This window comes from Roseococcus sp. SDR (assembly GCF_019083995.1).
Taxonomy (GTDB): domain Bacteria; phylum Pseudomonadota; class Alphaproteobacteria; order Acetobacterales; family Acetobacteraceae; genus Roseococcus.
This window is the reverse complement of sequence record NZ_JAHRCU010000005.1, coordinates 14,786-36,191: the sequence shown is the minus strand read 5'-3', so window position 1 is coordinate 36,191 and position 21,406 is coordinate 14,786. Positions and strand designations below refer to the sequence as shown.

The following is a 21,406-nucleotide window of genomic DNA, read 5'->3' as shown; positions in this document are numbered from 1 at the left end:
GCGGCCAGCCTCTCATGCCGCGCGCGTCGGGTGAAGATCATGCGGCCCCTGGATTTTCGCGGGCGTTGTGCGAGGCTGCGCCTTCCATGTGGAGGGCTTGGCGATGAGCGCAGATGTCTTCGAGGAACGCGGCTATGGGGCGCTGCCCGTGGGCTTCGGCGAGAAGCCCGGCCTCGTCGTCGTGGATTTCCAGACGGGTTTCACCGACCCTGGCTTCCCCATGGGCGGCGCGCCGATGGTGGACCGCGCGGTCGAGAACACGGCGCGGCTGATGCGCGCGGCCAAGGCGGCGGGCGTGCCCATCATCGCCTGCGTCGTCGCCTTCGACGGGCCCAAGGGCGCGCCGCGCTGGAAGGTGGCGCCGGTGCATGAGCTGCTGGGCGGCACGCCCGCCACCGCGCTCGACCCGCGCATCGCGGCGGAGGAGCCGGATGTGGTGCTGACCAAGACCGCGCCCTCCATCTTCTTCGGCACGGCGGCCGGCGCGATCCTGACGCGGGAGCGGGTGGATACGGTGATCGTGACGGGCTGCATCACCTCGGGCTGCGTCAGGGCCAGCGTGATCGACGCCTTCTCGCTCGGCTTCCGGGTGCAGGTGCCGGAGGATTGCGTGGGCGATCATGACCAGGCGGCGCATGATCAGAACCTGAAGGATGTCGGCCGGCGCTATGCCGACATCACGACCGCGGATGAGATGATCGCGGCGATTGACGCCTGGCGGCAGCGCAACAGCCGGTAGGGCGTGATCCGGCGATCGCGGATCGCGATCTCATGCCGGGGCCCCAGACCCCATTCCTTGGCGCTGACTTCGGGATGCCGCGCGGTATCGGGGTCTGGGGCCTTTCGGCCCCAGCCGCCGGAGGCCCTTTTTCTTAAAATCCCGGCGCCGTCTCCGCATCTAGGGCGCGCGAGATATAGGCCGCCTGCTGCGGGGCGTAGCGCGTCCAGAGGCGGCGAAGTTCCGCCACCGGTTCGTCATGCCAATCCACGCGGAGGTCCACGACGGGCCAGTCGTAGCGGTCGGCCACCAGCATGCCGCCGCCGCGCTCATCATCGAATTCGCCGCCGGCTTCGAGCCCGGCTTCGAGGGCCTGCATCAGGCGCTCCGCGAGCGGCGCGCCGTGGCTCGCGGTGAAGGCATCCACCATGGCCTGGGGCACGCCGGTGTTGGCGAGCAGGTTGCCCATGGAGACGCAGTCTTTCCCGATGGCAACGGCGTGCTCAGGCATGGCCTTGGCGCCGGAGAACCAGGCGATGCCGCCCATGCGGTCCACCACGGCCACCTGGCGATGCTCCACGCCGCGGGTGGATTTCAGCAGCGTCTCCAGCACCGCCTGGGCGCCGAGGCCCTGGCGCAGCAGGGTCAGCCCCTGCGGGCCGAGGGCCGGGTCCGAGAGGTTCTGCGTGGCGACGGCGCCGAGCGGGCCGGCCCAGGCGCAGCGCGAAGCGGTCGCGATGGAGGAGGAGGTGACGATGGTGCCGAAGGCCCCGGTCACGGCGCAGCGCGCGGTCAGGGAGTAGGTCATGGTGCGAGGCTATCCTTCGCGGGCCGGGTGGAGAAGCTGGGTTTGCGCGGCTTCGATGTGCTCCCAGGCGTAGCGCATGGGCGTCATTTGGGCGGCTGCCCATGTTGTGTGCTGGTCGGCGTAGTGCGGGCTGCCGGGATGGCCGGAGGCGCCCAGGAAGACGGACCAGCGGCTGTTCTCCCAGGCGCCGACATCGAAGGCGTAGCGCGAGAGGGCGCCATATTGGGCGCGCGGACCGAGCGGCGCGATCAGGCCATTGGCGAAGACCGTGTCGCCATCGCCGCCGATGGGCTCGGAGGGCGGGTCGAGCACGCTGGCGGCTTCGGGGAAAAGCGCGGAGAGTGGGTGAGTGAAGCGCGGGCGGTGCAGCTCGCCCCAGGGCTGCGATGGCAGCTCGGCGGCGGCTTCGGTCAGCGCCTCGCGCAGCAGGCTGTCCCAGTCGGTGCCGTTGAGCAGGCTCGCATCATCCGCGCGCAGCAGGGCGGGCAGCGCCCACCAGAGCTGGGTGAGCGGGGCGACGCCCGGCGCAGGGGCGAGCCAGGGATGGCCGGCGAGCGCGCCGAGGCCACTGACTTGAGCGAAGCGGCGCGTCAGCGCGAGGCGGAAGGCGATGTAGCGCGCGGCGGAGACGGAGTGCGCCTCCATCCGCGCATCCCAGGCCGCGAGTTCGGTACGCAGGGCTTCGGCGGCGCCTTCAGAGCGGATTGCAGCGAGGCGCGTGATGAAGTCCCGCGCGGGTTGGGACTGCACATCGGCGTGGATGGTGGCCGCACCCTTAGGGCTGCGCAGCGCGGCTTCCTGCAGCAGCGCCATGACGCGCCGCGCGCGATAGGGCGGGTGGCAATCGGTCAGCAGATACTCGGGAAAATCCTCGGCCACGATGCGGTTGTTGGCGGTGACGATGAGGCCCCCCGCGGGGTCGTGCAGCACGGGCATGTCTTCATGCGCGATCCAGCCCTGCCATTCGTGATCGCCGGTCCAGCCGGGGACGGGCAGCCAGCCGTTTTCGCGCCCGCGCTTGGGGATGCGCGCGCGGAGCAGCCAGCCGATGCTGTGCTGGGTATCGGCGGCGACGAGGTTGTGGTCGATCAGCCCCCATCCGCGGGTGGATTCGAAGAGCGCGGGCACGCTCCCGGCGCGGAGCATGCGGGGGAGGCAGTCGAAGGAGAGGTCGGTCTCGGCGAATTGCACGGATTTGAGCGTGAGGGCGTGGCCCCTCAGCGGATCGCCGGCGATGACGGGGCCGTGGCGGGTTTCCAGCACCTCGATCTCGCGCGGTGCTTCGCCGCGGATGGCGATGGTCTCGCGGCGGCGGCGCACCGGCTCCCACGCGCCCTGGAAAAGCGCGTGCTGCGCCCCTGCATCGAAGCGCTCCACATAGACGTCATGGATGTCGGCGAAGCCGTGCGTCACGCACCAGGCGACGCGGCCATTCTGCGCGAAATGCGGAAAGCCAGGGACGCCGGGGACGGTGAGACCGATCACGTCGAATTCCGGGCAGGCGAGATGGCCTTGCGCGTACATGTTCGGCAATTCGAAGACGCGGTGCGGATCGCCCGCCAGCACGGGGCGGCCGGTGGTGCTCATCGCGGCGGAGACCGCCCAGTTGTTGCTGCCGCCGCCGGTCGCGTCCGGTGCGGCCGCTTCCATCAGCGCGGCGACGGCGGGGGCGAGGTCATCCAGCGCGGCGCGCCAGCGCTGCGTCTCGGCGCCGTGGGGCAGCAGGAGCAGGTCCACGCCGCCATCATCGTAGCGCAGGCTGGTCACGGCCTCGCCCGCCACGGGCAGGGCCGCGGCGCGCCAGAGCTTGAACCAGACCGAGCCCATGAGCAGGCCGAGGCGGCGCATCACGGCGATGCTGTGCCAGCCCTCCCAGGGCTCGGGCGTGGCGTCGAGGAGCTGGTATTCGATGGCGCGCGGCACGCCCGACGCGATGAAGGCGTTCACGCCGGCGGCATAGGCCTCGATCATTGCGCGGGCTTCGTCGCTCAACGCCGCCGCGTCGCGCTGGCTGGCGCCGGCGACGTCGAGCTGGCGGGCCAGGGCATCGGCGGCGAAACCCCCTGCCCCCAGCCATTCGGCGCTGCGGCCGAGCGCGCGGCGGCGGTTCAGCTCCATCTGGAAGAGGCGGTCCTGCGCGTGGCAAAAGCCCTGCGCGAAGAAAGCATCCCGCACGCTGCCCGCGCGGATATGCGCGATGCCGAGGCCGTCGCGCCGCACCTCGACCGGCCCTTGCAGCCCCGCGATGTGCAGCGTGCCCTCGAGCGGCGGCAGCGCGTTCCGGGCCATCTCAGCGAAATCCATTCCATTCCCCCTGACGGCGCTGGACGTGCCGCGCGGAGAGCAAATACGCTTCCGACGGAAACGAACAGGGAGAGGTGGCGATGAACATCACGCGGCGCGCGGGGCTGGCGGGCCTCGCTCTTCCTTTCCTCGCACCTTCCGCGCGGGCGGCAGGCACGCTGAACCTGGTGCTGGAGAGCGAGGTGGTGATCCTCGACCCGCATTCCACCACGGCCGCCATCACCCGCACCTTCGCCACGCACGTGTTCGACACGCTCTACGCCATGGATGGGCAGGGGCTGATCAAGCCGCAGATGGTGGAGGCGCATGAGACCAGCGCCGATGGCCTGGTGTGGAACTTCCGGCTGCGCGATGGGTTGAAGTTCCATGACGGCGCGCCCGTCACCTCCGCCGATGTCGTCGCGAGCCTGGAGCGCTGGGCGCCGCGCGACAGCCTGGGCCGCATGCTCTGGGCCGCGAAGGCGGAGCTGGTGGCGACCGATCCGCGCAGTTTCCGCCTGACGCTCTCGCGGCCCTTCCCGCTCGTGCTCGATGTGCTGGGCAAGCCCAATGCGCCGCTGCCCGTGATCCTGCCGGCGCGGCTGGCCGCCGTGCCGGTGGAGCAACGCATCCGCGAGATCATCGGCAGCGGGCCTTTCCGCTTCCGTGCGGCCGATTGGCGCCCGGGCAATGTGATGGTGCTGGAGCGTTTCGCCGATTACGTGCCGCGCGCCGAGCCGGCGGATTTCCTGGCGGGCGGCAAGCGCGTGCATCTGGACAGCATCAACCTCCGCGTCATGCCGGACCAGGCGACGGGGGCCTCGGCCCTGATCGCGGGCGAGGTGGACTATATGCAGTACCTGCCCTTCGACCTGCTGCCGCGCATCGAGCGCGCGCGGGGCGTGCGGATGCAGGGGCTGGGCGGCATTCATCAGTTCCAGGGCAATTTCCGCATCAACCATGCGGCAGCCCCCATGGACGACCCGGCCGTGCGCCGCGTGCTCTGGCGCTGCGTGGACCAGGCGAGCATCCTGACCGCGATCGGCGTGCCGCCGCAGTTCCGCGCACCCCCCTGCCCCTCCTTCTTCCTGTGCGATGCGCCGCTCTCCAGCGCGGGGGGTGCGGCGCAGGCCGCCTTCGATCCGGCGGAGGCGCGGCGGATGCTGGCGGCCAGCAGCTATCGCGGGCAGCCGCTGGCCTTCCTGACGACCTCGGGCGGCATCAGCCAGACGGCCGCGCAGGTGATGATCCAGTCCATGCAGCAGGCCGGCTTCAACGTGACCGAGCAGGTGATGGATTGGGGCACGCTGCTGGCCCGCCGCGCGCGGCGCGAGGGGTGGCACATCTTCGCCGTCTACGCGAACGGGACGGACATGTTCTCGCCGCTCACCAATTTCTACGTCTCCAACACCTGCGCGGATTATCCGGGCTGGGATTGCGACCGCGACATCCAGCGCCTGCTGACGGAATTCGCGCTGGCGACGGATGGCGCGAACCGCCGGCGCATCGCGGCCGAGATCCAGACGGCGGCGGTGGCGCATGTGCCTTCCGTGATGTGGGGGCAGTTCACCATCCCGGCCGGGTATCGCGAGCGGGTGCGCGATCTGCCGCGCGCCGCCTATCCGATGTTCTGGGAGGCGCGGCTTTGAGCGCCGATGCCGCGCTGCGCGCGCGCGCCGCGAAGGTCATTCCCGGCGGGATGTGGGGGCATCTGAACGCGGCCAAGCTGCCGGAGGGCTATCCGCAATTCTTCGCGCGTGGCGAGGGCGGGCATGTCTGGGATGTGGATGGCCGGCGCTATGTGGACCTCATGTGCTCCTGGGGGCCGATCGTGCTCGGGCATCATGACCCGGTGGTGGAGGCGGCGGCGCGGCGGCAGGCGGCGCTGGGCGATTGCCTGAACGGGCCGGGGCCGGTGCTGGTGGAACTGGCCGAACGCCTGGTGGAGCGCATCCCCGCCGCCGATTGGGCGATGTTCATGAAGAACGGGACGGATGCGACCACCGCCTGCGTCACCATCGCGCGCGCGGCGACGGGGCGCGGGACGATCCTGATCGCGCGCGGTTCCTATCATGGGGCGGCGCCGTGGTGCACGCCGGTGCCGGTGGGCACGCGCCCGGAGGATCGGGCGAACCAGCTCCGCTTCGACTACAACGACGTGGCGAGCCTTGAGGCGGCGGCCGATGCGGCGGGGGGCGACCTCGCCGCCATCATCGTCACCGGCTTCCGGCATGACAATGTGGTGGACCAGGAGCTGCCTTCGCCGGCATTCGCGACCGCCGCGCGGCGGATCTGCGACCGGCAGGGGGCGGCGCTGATCGTGGATGATGTGCGGGCGGGGTTCCGGCTGCATCCGGGCGGGAGCTGGGAAGGCTTGGGGGTGCGGCCCGATCTTTCGGCCTGGAGCAAGGCCATCGCCAATGGCCATGCGCTGGCCGCCATCACCGGGCGGGATTCGCTGCGCGAGGCGGCGGCGAGCGTCTTCGTCACCGGCTCCTTCTGGTGTTCGGCCGTCTCGATGGCGGCCGCCGTCGCCACGCTGGCGGAGCTGGAGCGGCGGGATGTGGTGGGGCATCTGGAGCGGCTGGGCACCTTGCTGCGGGAGGGGCTGGCCGAGCGGGCGCGGGGGTTCAATGTGGGCCTCCGGCAATCGGGGCCGGTTTCCATGCCGCTGTTCCTCTTTGAGGGGGATGAGGAATTCCGCATGGGGCGGGATTTCTGCGCGGCGGCGCTGAAGGCGGGCGCCTATCTGCACCCGCGGCACAACATGTTCCTCTGTGCCGCGCATAGCGAGGCCGATATCGCCGCCGTGCTGGACGCGGCCGAGGCCGGATTCCGCGCCATCGCGTGACATCCGGGGCGGTTTGGGGCAATCCATCGCCGGACGCGCAAAGGGTGCAGCATGGCGGCGAATCGTTCGGGTTTCATGGATCTGTTGAAGCTGGTTCCCCAGGGGGGGCCGGCGATCCTGAACGCCTCCGTCACCAATCTCTGCAACGCGACCTGCGATTTCTGCAATTTCGCGCATGACAAGGGCTTCGTGACCGACCGGCGGATGCTGGACGCGGACCTGTTCGCCGATGCGCTGGCGCATATGCGCCTCAAGGCCAATGTGCGCTTCGTGACCTTCATGGGCGGCGAGCCGCTGCTGCACAAGCGAATCGCCGAGATGGCGCGCACCGCCAGCGAGATGGGCGTGCAGCCCACCATGGTGACCAATGGCTGGCTGCTGCCCGGGCAGCTGGAGAGCCTGCGCGGCACCGGCATCAGCACCATCTTTATCTCGATCGACAGCGAGGATGCGGGCGAGCACGAGAAGAATCGCGGCCTGAAGGGCGTGTGCGAGCGCATCCAGGAGAGCACCGCGCGGATGAAGGAGATGGGGATCACGCCCATCGCCTCCGTCGCCATGACGCGGCTGGTGCGGGATTACGGAGCGCTCGGGCATTTCCTGAAGGAGCTGGGGTTCGCCGCCGTCACCTTCTCCTACCCGCGCAAGGCGGCCTTGGGCTCCTCCTCCCTCGTCTATTCCGAGGATAGCGAGCTGGTGGACATGTCCGTGGCCGAGCTGATCGCGGCGTTTGACGGGGTGGAGAAGGCGCGGGCGGTGATCCCGGTGTTCAACCCGAAGGAGGGCATCGCCGATATGCGGCGCCGGCTGACGGGCCAGGGCGAGCGCTTCATCTGCCATGCCGGGTACAAGTATTTCTACCTGGACTGGAACTACGATTTGTGGCGCTGCGAGGATTGGAACCAGCCGATCAGCAAGGTCATGGACTACCGGCCCGAGATGGCGGTGCGCGACGGCTGCCAGGCCTGCACCACGGATTGCTACCGCGATGCGAGCATCATGCTGCATTTCTCGGTGGCGCTGGGGGATAGCTTCGCCCGGCTGCGCGAGGGGAAGATCGGGGCCGCGCTCTCGGCGCTGGCGGATGGGCGGAACCTGGGGTCACTGGGGGCGGTGATCAATCATGGGCGGCGGATCCGGGGGTTGATGGGGGCGGGGTGAGGCAGCTATTGCTCCCAGACAGCTCCCAACAACGACCGCCAATTGCATTTCTTTGAATAGACTTCTATTGTATCCCAGGAAGCAAATTGGGAGCGGCGCTATATGGAGCCAGCGGCAATAGACCCACGCTTTAGTGCGCGAATTACCGTCACTGGCGGAGCGCAGCTAGATCTTCCATTGTCCTCCGATGCGCCACTCTTTGTAGTTGGCCCTAATGGCGCTGGTAAATCAAGCCTTATGCAATATATTTACCGTAGAAATATACATACGGCGGTACGAGTTTCTGCACACCGACAGACATGGATGGAGACAAATGCTCCACCCTTCTCTGCCCACGAGAAACGCAATGCCGAAGCGAGTGTAAAGTCCTGGGACAGTGGACCGGATGCGCGTTGGCGAGAAACTAATCCAGGCTCACGAAGTGGGTTAATCATTGCATCACTCGTTGATGCTGACAATTATATCTCGAGAAAAGTGCGAGTCGCACTCAAGGAAGGACTTCGCGCTGAGTCGGAGAGCCTAGCTACAACGCCAACTCCGCTCGAGATCATAAATTCGATTTTTCATAACTCAGGCATCCCGATTGTCATGGCAATTGGTGATGACAATTCAATTTTGGCAAGGAAAAATGATGGATCTTCTTATAGTATCGTTGCCCTATCCGACGGCGAACGCGCAGCATTCTTAGTCGCAGGATCAGTTCTCACCGCCCCAGACAATTCTCTCATACTGTTAGATGAACCAGAGAGACACATTCACAGGTCAATTTCGGCACCATTGATTAGGCAATTGGTGTCTTATCGACCAGACTGCACTTTTATTGTATCGACACACGACCTTGAATTACCCACTCTTTTTCCTACATCAAAAATAGTTATTTTACGCGAAGCTCACATGATTGACAGTCAACCTGTCGGTTGGGAATTAGACATCCTAACATCGCATAGTGAAATTGCAGATGATGTTAAAGAAACTATTCTAGGATCTCGCCGAAAAGTTATTTTCGTTGAGGGAGATGACTCGAGTTTGGATAAGGCTTTATATCAGATACTTTTTCCAAACGTATCGATTTATGCGCGCGGGAACTGCGCGGAGGTAATTCGAAGTGTGATGAGCATGAGGACGGCAGCTAACCTCACATGGCTCGAGGTTTATGGGATAGTAGACCAAGATCAGATAACCGAATCTCGACGAAACGAACTCAGATCAGAGCATATATTCCCTCTTTCAATGTATTCTGTAGAGTCAATTTATTACTCCGAAACAGTAATGAAATTTCTTTCCGAAAGGCAGTCAGCGGTTTTCGGAATTGACTCCACTGAGATGATTAAAAATGCAAAAATCGGTTTCATTTCAGCGATTTCAAATCACATTGACACCCTAGCAGCACGGATGACTGAAGGAACAATTAGAAATGAACTGAAGCTACTTGCGATCGACTGGCGCCAGATACCTTTGCAGAATGTCTTATCTGTGAATATTGATATTAGTATTCGGTTCCAGAATGAGATAGAGCATTTACGATCTCTTGTAGCAGCCAGTAATGTCGCAGCGATTATTCAGCGATACCCGGTTCGCCAGACGCCTGCCTTAACAGCGATTTCGGCCGCACTCCAATTCAAAAATCGTGGCCTATACGAAGCTGCGGTAAGAAAGGCTGTTTCTGATGATGGCACATTGAGAGATGAACTGCTGGCACATTTTGAAGGTCTCGTTGGCTTAGTGAGCTAAGGTGCCGCAGGGGTTTGGGGAGCCCGTGGCTCCCCAAGTCTCTTTCCCTCGACTTTTCCGGTATTTTTTCCTATCATCGCGCCATGCGCGCCGCCCTCCCCCCTCCCCTCCAAATCCCCCGCTCAGGCCCCTTCGCGCGCCCAGGGGAATTTGTCCGAAAACGTGGTTTGGCGAAAAATGCCCCGCGGGCCGTGAACGCCGCCCCCGCATGCCCCGTCCGCGCATCCGCCGCTGGACTTCCGCGGGCAAACCCTGCATCCGTTCGCTTTCTCGCTCCGGGCGGTTCGGCCCGGGCGTCATTGGCAAAAGGGTCGCTCCCGGCATGATGCGCACGCTCTTCCTCCAGGCTCCGTCCTTCGATGGCTTCGATGGCGGCGCCGGCTCGCGCTATCAGGCGCGGCGTGAGATCAAGAGCTTCTGGTTCCCCACCTGGCTCGCCCAGCCGGCGGCGCTCATCCCCGGCTCGAAGCTGGTGGATGCGCCCCCGCACAAGCAGACGCTCGCCGATGTCGCCCCCATGGCGCGGGATTATGATCTCGCGGTGCTGCACACCTCCACGCCTTCGTTTGCGTCGGACATCAAGGTGGCCGAGCGGCTGAAGGCCGAGAATCCGAACCTCAAGATCGGGCTGATCGGCGCCAAGGTCGCCGTCCAGGCGAATGAGAGCCTGCGCGATGCGCCGGTGGTGGATTGGGTCGCGCGCAATGAGTTCGACTTCACGGTGAAGGATGTGGCCTCGGGCATGGATCTCGGCGCCATCAAGGGCCTCAGCTACCGCAATGCTGAGGGCGTGATCGTCCACAATGCCGAGCGCCCCATCCTCGAGAACATGGATGACCTGCCCTTCGTCTCCGAGGTGTACAAGCGGGACCTCGACTACACGAAGTACTTCATCGGCTATCTGAAGCACCCCTATGTGAGCTTCTACACCGGCCGCGGCTGCAAGAGCCGCTGCACCTTCTGCCTCTGGCCGCAGACGGTGGGCGGGCATCGGTATCGCACGCGCTCGGTCGGGCATGTGATCGAGGAGATCAAGTACATCCAGGCGAATTTCCCGGGCAACCGGGAGATCTTCTTCGATGACGACACCTTCACCGATGACCTGCCGCGGGCCGAGGCCATCGCGAAGGAGCTGGGGAAGCTGGGTGTCACCTGGTCCTGCAATGCCAAGGCCAATGTGCCGCGCGAATCGCTGAAGGTGATGGCCGATAACGGTCTGCGCCTGCTGCTGGTGGGCTATGAGAGCGGCAACCAGCAGATCCTGCACAACATCAAGAAGGGCATGCGCGTGGATGTGGCGCGCAAGTTCACGCAGGATTGCCACGAGCTCGGCATCAAGATCCACGGCACCTTCATTCTCGGCCTGCCGGGCGAGACGACGGAGACGATCCAGGAGACGATCCGCTTCGCGGTGGAGACCAACCCGCACACCATCCAGGTGAGCCTGGCGGCGCCGTACCCCGGGACCTATCTGTGGGACCAGGCGGCGCGCGAGGGCTGGCTGGATACGGCGAACACGGAATATGTGGACGCGCATGGCGTGCAGATCGCGCCGCTGGCCTACCCGCATCTGGCGCATACGGAGATCTTCGACAGCGTCGAGACCTTCTACCGGAAGTTCTATTTCCGCGCGCCGAAGATCGCGTCCATCTGCGGCGAGATGATCACGGACCGGCAGATGCTGGTGCGCCGCCTGCGCGAGGGGGTGGAGTTCTTCCGCTTCCTGCGGGAGCGGGCGCAGGGCAAGGCGGCTTGAGGGCGCGGCCGAGGGGCCAGCCCCTCGGGCTCCCCGGCAAGAAACTCAGGTTCTTGCAACTCCGGCAAGTTATTGATTTATTTGAAACATCGAAGGTCCAGGAAACGAGTTTCCTGGCGGGAGAGCACGAGAGGGCAGCGCCCTCTCGTCGTCAGCGCTTTTTCGCCTTGCGGGCGGCGTAGCGTGCGTCGCGCGCGGCCTTCTGATCGATGAGGAGTTGGGCGGCCTTGCGGCGGGCCTCAGCGGCGATGCGCACGGCTTCCTCGGCCTCGCGGCGCTTGGCGGCCTCGGCCTCGGCCTTTTCCGCGGCGATGGCGGCGGCCTTGGCCTCGGCGCGGGCGCGGGCTTCGGCCTGGCGCTGGGCGCGGGCCTCGCCGGCGGCCTTCTGGGCGGCGAGGCGGGCGATCACGGCGGGGTCATCGGGGCCGGGCTGGGCGCGGAAGCGCTCCATGAGTTTGCGCTTGGCCTCGGCGGCCTTGGCCGCGCGGTTTTCGAAGGTGTCTTTGAAGCTCATCGCGGGCTGTGTAGCGCAGGGCATGGCCGCGCACTATGGGGGGTGCCGCATGGCGGGCTTGACGCCAGGGGCGATCGGGGTTGAGGGGGTGCCATGCTGCGCCTGACCGAGATCCGCCTGCCGCTCGACCACCCGCCCGAGGCGCTGGAGGCCGCGGTGCGCGCGCGGCTGGGCGGGGCGGCGGTGCAGGGCTTCACCATCTTCCGACGCGGGTATGACGCGCGGAATCCGAAGCGGATCATGCTGGCCTACACCATCGATGTGGAGGTGGAGGGCGAGGCCGCGCTGCTGGCGCGGGATGCGACGCTGCGGGTGGCGCCGGACACGGGTTATCGGTTTGTCGCGACGGCGCCGGCGGGCATGACGGAGCGGCCCGTGGTGATCGGCACGGGTCCCTGTGGGCTGCTGGCGGCGCTGATCCTCGCGCAATCGGGCTTCCGGCCCATCATCCTCGAGCGCGGGAAGGTGGTGCGGCAGCGGACGAAGGACACCTGGGACCTGTGGCGGCGCAGCACGCTGCACCCGGAGAGCAATGTGCAGTTCGGCGAAGGCGGGGCCGGCACCTTCTCGGATGGCAAGCTCTGGTCGCAGATCAAGGACCCCTTCCATTTCGGCCGCAAGGTGCTGGAGGAGTTCGTGAAGGCCGGCGCGCCGGAGGAGATCCTCTACGTCAGCAAGCCGCATATCGGCACCTTCCGCCTGGTGCAGATGGTGGAATCCATCCGTGAGACGATCGAGGGGCTGGGGGGCGAGTATCGCTTCGGCTGTCGCGTCACGGATCTGGATCTGGATGCGGATCGCCGCGTGCGGGGCGTGGTGCTGGAGGGCGGCGAGCGGATCGCGGCGCGGCATGTGGTGCTGGCCATCGGGCATTCGGCGCGGGATACCTTCGGCATGCTGCTGGAGCGCGGGGTGGCGATGCAGGCCAAGCCGTTTTCCATCGGCGTGCGGATCGAGCATCCGCAATCGCTGATTGATCGCCAGCGCTTCGGGCCGCATGCGGGGCACAAGCTGCTGGGCGCGGCGGATTACAAGCTGGTGCATCACGCGGCCAATGGGCGCTCGGTCTACAGCTTCTGCATGTGCCCGGGCGGCACGGTGGTGGCGGCGGCGAGCGAGCCGGGCCGGCTCGTGACCAACGGGATGAGCCAGTATTCGCGGGCCGAGCGCAATGCGAATGCGGGCATCGTGGTCGGCATCACGCCGGAGGTGGATTACCCGGGCGGGCCGCTGGCGGGCATCGAATTCCAGCGCCATTGGGAGGAGCGCGCCTTCGCGGCGGGCGGCGGCACCTATGCGGCGCCGGCGCAGCGCGTGGGGGATTTCCTGGCCGGCCGCCCCTCGACCTCACTGGGGGAGGTCATTCCCTCCTACCGGCCGGGGGTGCGGCCCACGGATCTTTCCACCTGCCTGCCGGATTTCGTGGTGGCGGCGATGCGCGAGGCGCTGCCGGCCTTCGACCGCGAGATCCCGGGCTTCGCGCTGGCGGATGCGGTGATGACGGGGGTGGAGACGCGCACCTCCTCGCCCGTGCGGATCCCGCGTGGGGTGGATTGCCAGAGCCTGAACACGCCGGGGCTGTATCCGGCTGGTGAGGGTGCGGGCTATGCGGGCGGCATCATGTCGGCCGGCGTGGATGGCATCCGGGTGGCGGAGGCGGTGGCGCTGGCCATGACGGATGGCGGGCCGGTGCGGGCCTCGGGCAGCCGGGCGGATAATGCGCTGACCTACGGGTAGAGCATGATCCGCTGAGGCGCCGCCGAAGCGGTGAATCATCCTCTCAGCAAAGCTAGCCCCGCACTTCGTCGCGCCGCCAGGCGAGCAGCGCGGTGCTGCCGACGAGGATCTCGCGCGTGCGGCGCACCAGCGCGGCGGTCGCCATGGGGGCGACGGGCACGCCCATCAGCAGGCCGCCCGCGATGATCGCGCCCTCCTGCACGCCGGCGGCCCCGGGCAGCAGGAAGCCGGCATTGCGGAGGACCTGGGCGAAGGCCTCGATCACCATGGCCTCGGCCAGGCTGATCGGGTGGCCGATGAGGGTGAGGACCAGCATCATCTCGATGGCGCCCATCACCCAGCAGCCGACATGCAGGAGCAGGGCCACGGCCAACTTGCCGTGATCGGCATGCAGGCGCAGCAGCGCGGTCTGGAAGCGGTCCAGCCCATCGGGTTTGAGGCGCGGCCAGCGTTGCGAGAGACGCTCCAGCACCCGCCGCAGCAGGCCGAGCGCGAAGGGGCGCTGCGCCGCCACCAGCAGCGCCACCATGCCACCCGCCACCGCGATGCCGGTGAGGAAGCCCGAGACCTCGGCATCGTCGCGCAGCAGCAGGAAGAAGACCAGGCCCAGGATGGTGAAGACCATCTGCCCCATCGCCTCCAGCGAGATGCCGATGGTGGCCGTCCCGGCCGCAAGGTCGCCCGGCATGCCGTCCCGCACCATCAGCCGCGTGATCGCCGCCTGGCCGACGACGGAGCCAGCGGGCAGCAGCGCATCCGCGCCCTCGCGGTACCAGCGCAGCCTGAGCATGCGCGTGAGGCTCGGGCGCGCATCGGCAGGCAGCAGGATCAGCCAGGCCCAGGCGGTGAAGAGGATCTGCGGGACATGCGCGCAGGCCGAGGCGAGGACGGCGAGCGGCAGGCTGGCCAGCACCTGCGGCAGGGTCGCGGCCTCGCCACTCGCCACCAGCAGGAGTGCGGCCAGCACCAGCAGCGCCAGCATGACCGCGTTGCGCATGGCGCGCGGCCAGTTGGCCTGATCAGAAGTCAAGGTCGGCGTAGTGCGGCGGCGGCTCCAGGCCGCTGATGCGGTCGGCCAGCAGGGCGCGGAAGCAGGGGCGCGACTTCACGCGGGCATACCAGTCGCGCGCCGACTGGTTGTGACCCCAATCCACGTCATTGGCGTAGTCCAGCGCCGAGAGATGCCCGGCGGCCGCGAAATCCGCCATGCTGATCTGCGCGCCGGCGAGCCAGGTGCGGCGCTCGGCCAGGAAGCCGATCTCGTCCAGGTGGTGCTTCAGGTTCGCATAGCCCTGGCGGATCGCCGTGCCATCCGGATGGCCATGACCCAGCTGGCGCTTCAGGTGGCGTTCCCAGATCAGGTTGCGGGAGACCTCCTGCCCGAAGAGGTTGTCGAACCAGGAGAGCAGGCGCCGCACTTCCGCGCGCTCGGCCAGCGTGCGGCCAAAGAGGGGAATGTCGGGATAGGCCTCGTCGAGATATTCGGCGATGGCGTAGCTGTCGGCGATGACGAGGCCGTTCTCCTCCACCAGCACCGGCACGGTGCCGGCCGGGTTCAGCTCCAGGAACTCCGGCCGCCGCTCCCACACCTTCTCGACGCGCAGCTCGAAGGGGATGCGCTTCTCCGCCAGCGCCAGACGAATCTTGCGCGAATAGGGCGAGAGCGGGAGGTGGTAGAGGATTCTCACCCGGGTTTTATGCCACCCGGGGCGCGGCGCGGGAAGGCAGGGCCACCATGGGGCAGCCCTGCCCGCCTCACGTCACTCGGCGGCGGCGGCGACTTCCGTCATCGGCCGCGCCAGGTACTTGGCGTATTCCTTCGGCACGATATGCCAGAAGGCGGCGCGCTCATTCTCCCAGTCGTTCAGGATGCGCGCGGCGTGGCGGCTGCCCGTCTCGGCCACATGGCGTTCGATGAGCGCCTTGAGTTCCCCCTCCCAATGGGCGGAGGCGAGGCGCTGCCACTGCAGCGTGTCCTTGTTCACGCGCCGCTCGAACATCTCATGCGGGTCGTGCACGAAGGCCTGGCCGCCGGTGAAGCCCGCGCCGAAATTGTCGCCCACCGCGCCCAGGATCACGACCGTGCCGCCGGTCATGTATTCGCAGGCATTGGCGCCCACGCCCTCGACCACGGTGATGGCGCCCGAGTTGCGGACGGCGAAGCGCTCGCCGGCCTGACCCGCGGCGAAGAGCGCACCGGCGGTCGCCCCATAGAGGCAGGTGTTGCCGATGATGCTGTTCTCATGCCATGCAAGGCCCGAGGACGGCGCCGGGCGGACCACGATGGTCGCACCCGACAAGCCCTTGCCCACATAGTCATTGGCATCGCCAAAGACCTCGAGCTTGAGGCCCCGCACGCCGAAGGCGCCGAGCGACTGGCCGGCCGAGCCGCGCAGGCGGACGGTGAGGTGCCCGTCCTGCAAGCCCGTCATGCCATACTGCCGCACGATCTTGGAGGAGACCTTCGTGCCGATGGCGCGGTGCGTGTTCCGGATGTTGTAGGCCAGCTGCATCTTCTCGCGCCGCTCGAAGAGGGGGGCGGCGTCGCGCAGCATGTCGGCGTCCAGCGTCTCGGGCACCTCGTTGCGGGTTTCCAGCGTGCAATAGGGCGCATGCGGGCCGGCATCGGCCTTCACCAGCAGCGGGTTGAGGTCGAGGTCGTCCAGGTCATCCGCGCCACGGCTCACCTGCTTCAGCAGATCGGTGCGGCCGATCACTTCCTCCAGCTTGCGGAAGCCGAGGCTGGCCAGAATCTCGCGCACCTCCTCTGCCACGAAGGAGAAGAGGCTGATGACCTTCTCGGGGCTGCCCGCGAATTTCTCGCGCAGCGCCTCGTCCTGCGTGCACACACCCACCGGGCAGGTGTTGGAATGGCATTGCCGCACCATGATGCAGCCCATCGCCACCAGCGACGCCGTGCCGATGCCGAATTCCTCCGCACCCAGCATGGCGGCCACCACCACGTCACGGCCGGTCTTGAGGCCGCCATCGGTGCGCAGCTTCACCCGGTGGCGCAGCCGGTTCAGCAGCAGCACCTGGTGCGTCTCGGAGAGGCCCATCTCCCAGGGCAGGCCGGCATACTTGATGGACGTCACCGGGCTCGCACCCGTGCCGCCGCTATGGCCGGAGACGAGGATCGCATCGGCCTTCGCCTTGGCGACACCGGCCGCGACCGTGCCGATGCCCGAACGCGACACCAGCTTCACGCAGACCGTCGCATCCGGGTTGATCTGCTTCAGGTCATAGATGAGCTGCGCGAGATCCTCGATCGAGTAGATGTCGTGATGCGGCGGCGGCGAGATCAGCGTCACACCCGGGGTGGAATGGCGCAGCTTCGCGATCAGGCCCGTCACCTTGAAGCCGGGCAGCTGCCCGCCTTCGCCCGGCTTCGCACCCTGCGCGACCTTGATCTCGATTTCGCGGCAATTGTTCAGATACTCGGCCGTGACACCGAAGCGGCCCGAGGCGATCTGCTTGATGGCGCTGTTGGCGTTGTCGCCATTGGCGCGCGGCTTGGCGCGATCCGGATCCTCGCCGCCCTCGCCAGAGTCTGAACGCGCGCCGATGCGGTTCATGGCGATGGAGAGCGTCTCATGCGCCTCGGGGCTGAGGGCGCCGAGCGAGATGCCGGGCGAGACGAGGCGCTTGCGGATCTCCGTGATGCTCTCGACCTCCTCCAGCGGCACGGGCTTCAGCCCTTCCGCGCGGAAGTCGAGAAGGTCGCGCAGCGCCACCGGTGGCTGCTTGCGCACCGCGTCGCTGTAGCGCTTGAAGGTCTGGTAGCTATCGGTCTCCACCGCCTTCTGCAGCGTATGGATCAGGGTGCCGCCGAAGGCATGCGCCTCGCCCGACTGACGCAGCTTGTAGAGGCCGCCGACCGGAAGCGTGATCACCTCCGAGCCGAAGGCGCGCTCATGCAGCGCCAGCACGCGCCGGGCGATGCCGGCGAGGCCGATGCCCGAGATGCGCGAGGGCACGCCCGGGAAGTACTCCGCGATCAGCGCGCGGGAGAGGCCGATCGCTTCGAAATTCATGCCGCCGCGATAGGAGGAGATGACCGAGATGCCCATCTTGGACATGGTCTTCAGCAGGCCCTTGTCCACGGCCTTCTTGTACCGCTCGATCGCCTCCTCGACGGAGAGGCCGCCGAACAGGCCGCGGCGGTGGCGATCGGCGATGGAGGCCTCGGCCAGATAGGCGTTGACCGTCGTCGCACCCGCGCCGATCAGCACCGCGAAGTAGTGCACATCGAGGCATTCGGCGCAGCGGACATTCAGGCTGGTGAAGGTGCGCAGGGAGGTCTTCACCAGATGCGTGTGCACGGCCGAGACGGCCAGGATCATCGGGATCGCGACGCGGTCCCGCCCTTGGGCCTCATCGGTGAGGATGACGTGCTGGCAGCCGCTGCGAACGCCCTCTTCCGCCTCGCGGCGGATGCGCGCCAGCGCGTGGCGCAGGCCGGCCTCGCCCTCGCTCACGGGGAAGGTGCAATCCACCTCGAAGGCGCTGCTGCCCATGTAGTGCCGCATGGCGCCGAACTGCGCGCTGGAGAGCACGGGGCTGTCCAGCATCAGCATGTCGCACTGCGTCGGGTCCTCATCGAGGATATTGCCGAGATTGCCGAGGCGCGTCTTCAGCGACATCACGCGCGTCTCGCGCAGGCTGTCGATCGGCGGGTTGGTCACCTGCGCGAAGTTCTGCCGGAAGTAATGGTGCAGGCCGCGATACTGGTTGGAGAGGACCGCGATGGGCGTGTCATCCCCCATGCTGCCCACCGCCTCCTGCGCATCCTCCACCATCGGGTGCAGGATCTGCTCCAGCTCCTCCAGCGTGTAGCCCATGGCGAGCTGCGAGCGGCGCAGAACCTCACCCGTCATCGGCGCCGGCTGCGGGCTCGCGACCTTCACGATCTCGTCGATGCGGGTCGTGCGGTTCACCCACTGGCCGAAGGGCTTGCGCGCCGAGAGCATGTCCTTCAGCTCGGTGTCGAGGTAGAGGCGGCCCTCATCCAGGTCCACGCCGATGCACTGGCCAGGGCCGACGCGGCCCTTGGCGGAGATCGCATCCTCCGCGATCTTCACCATGCCCGTCTCGGAGCCCACGATCAGCATGCCGGATTGGGTGACGGTGTAGCGCAGCGGGCGCAGCCCGTTGCGGTCCAGGCCCGCCACCACCCAGCGGCCATCCGTGCCGCAAAGTGCGGCCGGCCCGTCCCAGGGCTCCATCACCGCGTTGCAATAGAGGAACAGGTCATGATGGCTCGACGGCATGGTCGCGTTGTTGCCGAGCGATTCCGGGATGAGCATGGCCTTGGCCATGGGGGCATCGCGCCCGCCGCGGACCAGCAGCTCGAACACATTGTCGAGGCTGGCCGTGTCGGAGCCGCCGGCCTGCACCACCGGCTTGATGTCCTCCAGATGCGCGTCCAGCAGCGGATGCGAGAGGCGCGTCTCGTGCGCCTTCATCCAGTTCACATTGCCCGAGAGCGTGTTGATCTCGCCATTATGCGCGATCATGCGGAAGGGCTGCGCCAGGCGCCAGGTCGGGAAGGTATTGGTGGAATAGCGCTGGTGATAGATGGCGAAGCGGGAAACGAAACGCTCATCCTGCAGGTCCGGGTAGAATTCGCTGAGCGATTCCGCCAGGAACATGCCCTTGTAGATGATGCTGCGGGCCGAGAGCGAGCAGAGGTAGAGCTCGGGGATCTGCGCCGCGATGGCCTGCTTCTCGATCCGGCGGCGGATGACGTAGAGGTCGCGCTCCATCGTCGCGATGTCGCGCTGCTCGGGGTCGTGGATCAGGATCTGCTCGATCTCGGGGCGCGTCGCATTCGCCTTCTCGCCGATCACGCTCGCGTTGATCGGCACCTGGCGCCAGCCATAGATGCCGTAGCCGCTCGCCAGGATCTCGGTCTCGACGATCTGGCGGCAGCGCTCCTGCGCGCCGAAATCGGTCTTGGGGAGAAACACCTGGCCGACGGCGATGGGGCCGGGCTTCAGCGTGTCGCCGCCGTTGCGCACGGCTTCCGCGAAGAATTCCTGGCTGATCTCGACATGGATGCCCGCGCCATCGCCGGTCTTGCCATCGGCATCCACGGCGCCGCGGTGCCAGACGGCCTTCAGCGCATCGATGCCCGCCAGCACCACGGCACGCGTGGGCTTGCCGCTGAGCGAGGCGACGAGGCCGACGCCGCAGGCGTCATGCTCGGTCGTGTCGATGCCGGCCTGATTCAGCAGGGCCGCGTTGGAGACGTAGTTCCGGATGTAGTTCTGTTCCATCGTTCTTACTCCGCCGCCTCGGCCAGCTTGGCCTTTGCCCTGACATAAGCCTCGATCTGCGCAGCCGCGTCGCGGCCATCGCGAATGCCCCAGACCACCAGCGAGGCGCCGCGCACGATGTCGCCGCCCGCAAAGACGCCCGGCAGCGCCGTCATCATCGTCTTGTGGTCCACCTTCAGCGTGCCCCAGCGCGAGACCGGGAGCGCCGGCTCATTGAAGGCCTTGGGCAGGTCCTCCGGGTCGAAGCCCAGCGCCTTGATGACGAGGCTCGCCGGCTGGACGAAATGGCTGCCCTCGATGGGCTCCACCTGCTGGCGGCCGGTGGCGTCGGGCAGGCCCAGATGCATCTTCACGGCGCGCACGCCGGTGACGTCCTTCGCCCCCAGGAAGGCCTCGGGCGCGGAGAGCCAGAGGAATTGCACCCCCTCCTCCTCCGCATTGTTCACCTCGCGCATGGAGCCCGGCATGTTCGCCTTGTCGCGGCGATAGAGGCAGGAGACCGACTTCGCCCCCTGGCGGATCGCGGTGCGGACGCAATCCATCGCGGTGTCGCCGCCGCCGATGACCACGACATCCTTGCCCGCCGCGTTCAGCGCGCCGCTGTCGAACTCCGGCACCGCATCGCCCAGGCCCTTGCGGTTGGAGGCCGTCAGATAGTCCAGCGCCGGCACCACGCCGTTGAGGTCGCTGCCCGGCAGTTCCACGTCGCGCGCCTTGTAGACGCCGGTCGCGATGAAGACGGCATCATGCCGCTCGCGCAGCTGCTCGAGCGTGATGTCCTGGCCGATGGCCACGTTCAGGTGGAACTGGATGCCGCCCGCCTTGTACTGCTCCCAGCGGCGGAGGACGACCTCCTTCTCCAGCTTGAAGTTGGGGATGCCATAGATCATCAGCCCGCCGACGCGGTCATATCGGTCATAGACATGGACCTGGAAGCCGCGCACGCGCAGCCGCTCGGCCGCGGCCAGACCGGCCGGGCCGGCGCCGATGATGCCGACGGACCAGGGCAGCTCCCGCGTGGGGGTGGGCGGCTTGATCCAGCCATTCTCCCAGGCGGTGTCCACGATGTATTTCTCGACCGAGCCGATCGTGACGCTGTCGAAACCCTTCTCGATGACGCAGTTCCCCTCGCAGAGGCGGTCCTGCGGGCAGACGCGGCCGCAGATCTCGGGGAAGGTGTTGGTGGAGGACGCGACCTCATAGGCCTCCTCCATGCGGCCTTCGGCGGTGAGCTTCAGCCAGTCCGGGATGTTGTTCTGCAGCGGGCAATGCACCTGGCAGAAGGGCACGCCGCATTGGCTGCAGCGGCTGGCCTGCTCCGCGGCCTTTTCGGGCGCGAAACGGGCGTAGATCTCGTTGAAATCCTCGCGACGGGTGGTGGCGGCGCGTTTTTCCGGCGTCTGCTGTTGGAGACGGACGAATTGCAGCATGCGCTCAGCCATCGGAACACCTTCGGAACGGATTTCGCCGCACGGAAACGCGGCGCGAGATGCCCTTACCGAAGCTTGATGCGGCGCGGAAGAGGGAAAATCACATTCAGGACAGTATCACTGTCCTTCTTTTTTCATT

The 21,406-nt window shown here is 66.9% G+C and carries 14 protein-coding genes; 7 read left to right on the top strand and 7 right to left on the bottom strand.

The genetic code is table 11. The annotated features are described in order from the left end of the window. The first annotated feature begins 103 nt into the window (after positions 1–103). On the top strand, positions 104–739 hold the full coding sequence (locus tag KTR66_RS07140; RefSeq protein ID WP_213611871.1) for an isochorismatase family protein: 636 nt from the start codon (positions 104–106) through the stop codon (positions 737–739). Between the two features lie 133 nt (positions 740–872). Here the strand turns inward: KTR66_RS07140 and KTR66_RS07135 are convergent, their stop codons facing one another. Further along, the gene (locus tag KTR66_RS07135; protein ID WP_213611869.1) at positions 873–1,526 is read right to left on the bottom strand and encodes a DUF1028 domain-containing protein; all 654 of its coding nucleotides are present in this window, start codon (positions 1,524–1,526) and stop codon (positions 873–875) included. Positions 1,527–1,535: 9 nt separating this feature from the next. Further along, a complete protein-coding gene (locus KTR66_RS07130) occupies positions 1,536–3,830 on the bottom strand; it encodes a penicillin acylase family protein (RefSeq protein ID WP_213611867.1) in 2,295 nt (764 codons plus the stop codon). An 80-nt stretch (positions 3,831–3,910) separates the two neighbouring features. Between KTR66_RS07130 and KTR66_RS07125 the strand changes: the two genes are divergently transcribed. The 5 genes from KTR66_RS07125 to hpnJ all read left to right on the top strand — a co-directional run bounded on the left by KTR66_RS07125 (position 3,911) and on the right by hpnJ (position 11,308). After that, positions 3,911–5,458 carry an ABC transporter substrate-binding protein gene (locus tag KTR66_RS07125; protein ID WP_213611865.1) on the top strand — a complete coding sequence of 516 codons (1,548 nt, stop codon included), beginning with the start codon at positions 3,911–3,913 and terminating at the stop codon, positions 5,456–5,458. Further along, on the top strand, positions 5,455–6,660 hold the full coding sequence (locus KTR66_RS07120; protein ID WP_249731930.1) for an aminotransferase class III-fold pyridoxal phosphate-dependent enzyme: 1,206 nt from the start codon (positions 5,455–5,457) through the stop codon (positions 6,658–6,660). Before KTR66_RS07125 ends, KTR66_RS07120 begins: the two co-directional genes overlap by 4 nt. An 84-nt stretch (positions 6,661–6,744) precedes the next feature. Further along, on the top strand, positions 6,745–7,821 hold the full coding sequence (locus KTR66_RS07115; RefSeq protein ID WP_213611863.1) for a radical SAM protein: 1,077 nt from the start codon (positions 6,745–6,747) through the stop codon (positions 7,819–7,821). A gap of 102 nt (positions 7,822–7,923) precedes the next feature. After that, positions 7,924–9,552 (top strand): AAA family ATPase, encoded by a 1,629-nt coding sequence (locus KTR66_RS07110; RefSeq protein ID WP_213611861.1) that lies wholly within the window; start codon positions 7,924–7,926, stop codon positions 9,550–9,552. A 322-nt stretch (positions 9,553–9,874) separates the two neighbouring features. Continuing rightward, entirely contained in the window at positions 9,875–11,308 is a 1,434-nt protein-coding gene (gene hpnJ / locus KTR66_RS07105) for a hopanoid biosynthesis associated radical SAM protein HpnJ (RefSeq protein ID WP_213611859.1), read from the top strand. A 151-nt stretch (positions 11,309–11,459) separates the two neighbouring features. On the opposite strand, the gene KTR66_RS07100 is transcribed toward hpnJ, so the two are convergent. Further along, the gene (locus KTR66_RS07100; protein WP_213611857.1) at positions 11,460–11,822 is read right to left on the bottom strand and encodes a DUF6481 family protein; all 363 of its coding nucleotides are present in this window, start codon (positions 11,820–11,822) and stop codon (positions 11,460–11,462) included. A 93-nt stretch (positions 11,823–11,915) separates the two neighbouring features. Here KTR66_RS07100 and KTR66_RS07095 point away from each other — a divergent pair, with 93 nt between their 5' ends. Further along, positions 11,916–13,559: an NAD(P)/FAD-dependent oxidoreductase gene (locus KTR66_RS07095; protein WP_213611855.1), complete on the top strand. Its 1,644-nt coding sequence runs from the start codon at positions 11,916–11,918 to the stop codon at positions 13,557–13,559. A 52-nt stretch (positions 13,560–13,611) separates the two neighbouring features. Here KTR66_RS07095 and KTR66_RS07090 read toward each other — a convergent pair whose 3' ends face one another. The 4 genes from KTR66_RS07090 to KTR66_RS07075 all read right to left on the bottom strand — a co-directional run bounded on the left by KTR66_RS07090 (position 13,612) and on the right by KTR66_RS07075 (position 21,279). Then, a complete protein-coding gene (locus KTR66_RS07090) occupies positions 13,612–14,556 on the bottom strand; it encodes a lysylphosphatidylglycerol synthase domain-containing protein (protein WP_213611853.1) in 945 nt (314 codons plus the stop codon). 22 nt (positions 14,557–14,578) lie between these two features. Continuing rightward, a complete protein-coding gene (locus KTR66_RS07085) occupies positions 14,579–15,247 on the bottom strand; it encodes a glutathione S-transferase family protein (RefSeq protein ID WP_213611851.1) in 669 nt (222 codons plus the stop codon). A 72-nt stretch (positions 15,248–15,319) separates the two neighbouring features. Continuing rightward, a complete protein-coding gene (gltB, locus tag KTR66_RS07080; protein ID WP_213611849.1) occupies positions 15,320–19,837 on the bottom strand; it encodes a glutamate synthase large subunit in 4,518 nt (1,505 codons plus the stop codon). Positions 19,838–19,842: 5 nt separating this feature from the next. After that, positions 19,843–21,279: an NAD(P)-dependent oxidoreductase gene (locus tag KTR66_RS07075; protein WP_213611847.1), complete on the bottom strand. Its 1,437-nt coding sequence runs from the start codon at positions 21,277–21,279 to the stop codon at positions 19,843–19,845. Between the last annotated feature and the right edge of the window lie 127 nt (positions 21,280–21,406).

What these genes read in the sequence shown, in the direction of transcription:
- KTR66_RS07140 (WP_213611871.1), top strand. Translation starts at nt 104, where the DNA reads ATGAGCGCAGATGTCTTCGAGGAACGCGGCTATGGGGCGCTGCCCGTG.
- KTR66_RS07100 (WP_213611857.1), bottom strand. Translation starts at nt 11,822, where the DNA reads ATGAGCTTCAAAGACACCTTCGAAAACCGCGCGGCCAAGGCCGCCGAG.
- KTR66_RS07135 (WP_213611869.1), bottom strand. Translation starts at nt 1,526, where the DNA reads ATGACCTACTCCCTGACCGCGCGCTGCGCCGTGACCGGGGCCTTCGGC.
- KTR66_RS07110 (WP_213611861.1), top strand. Translation starts at nt 7,924, where the DNA reads ATGGAGCCAGCGGCAATAGACCCACGCTTTAGTGCGCGAATTACCGTC.
- KTR66_RS07125 (WP_213611865.1), top strand. Translation starts at nt 3,911, where the DNA reads ATGAACATCACGCGGCGCGCGGGGCTGGCGGGCCTCGCTCTTCCTTTC.
- gltB (WP_213611849.1), bottom strand. Translation starts at nt 19,837, where the DNA reads ATGGAACAGAACTACATCCGGAACTACGTCTCCAACGCGGCCCTGCTG.
- KTR66_RS07130 (WP_213611867.1), bottom strand. Translation starts at nt 3,830, where the DNA reads ATGGATTTCGCTGAGATGGCCCGGAACGCGCTGCCGCCGCTCGAGGGC.
- KTR66_RS07075 (WP_213611847.1), bottom strand. Translation starts at nt 21,279, where the DNA reads ATGGCTGAGCGCATGCTGCAATTCGTCCGTCTCCAACAGCAGACGCCG.
- KTR66_RS07095 (WP_213611855.1), top strand. Translation starts at nt 11,916, where the DNA reads ATGCTGCGCCTGACCGAGATCCGCCTGCCGCTCGACCACCCGCCCGAG.
- hpnJ (WP_213611859.1), top strand. Translation starts at nt 9,875, where the DNA reads ATGATGCGCACGCTCTTCCTCCAGGCTCCGTCCTTCGATGGCTTCGAT.
- KTR66_RS07090 (WP_213611853.1), bottom strand. Translation starts at nt 14,556, where the DNA reads ATGCGCAACGCGGTCATGCTGGCGCTGCTGGTGCTGGCCGCACTCCTG.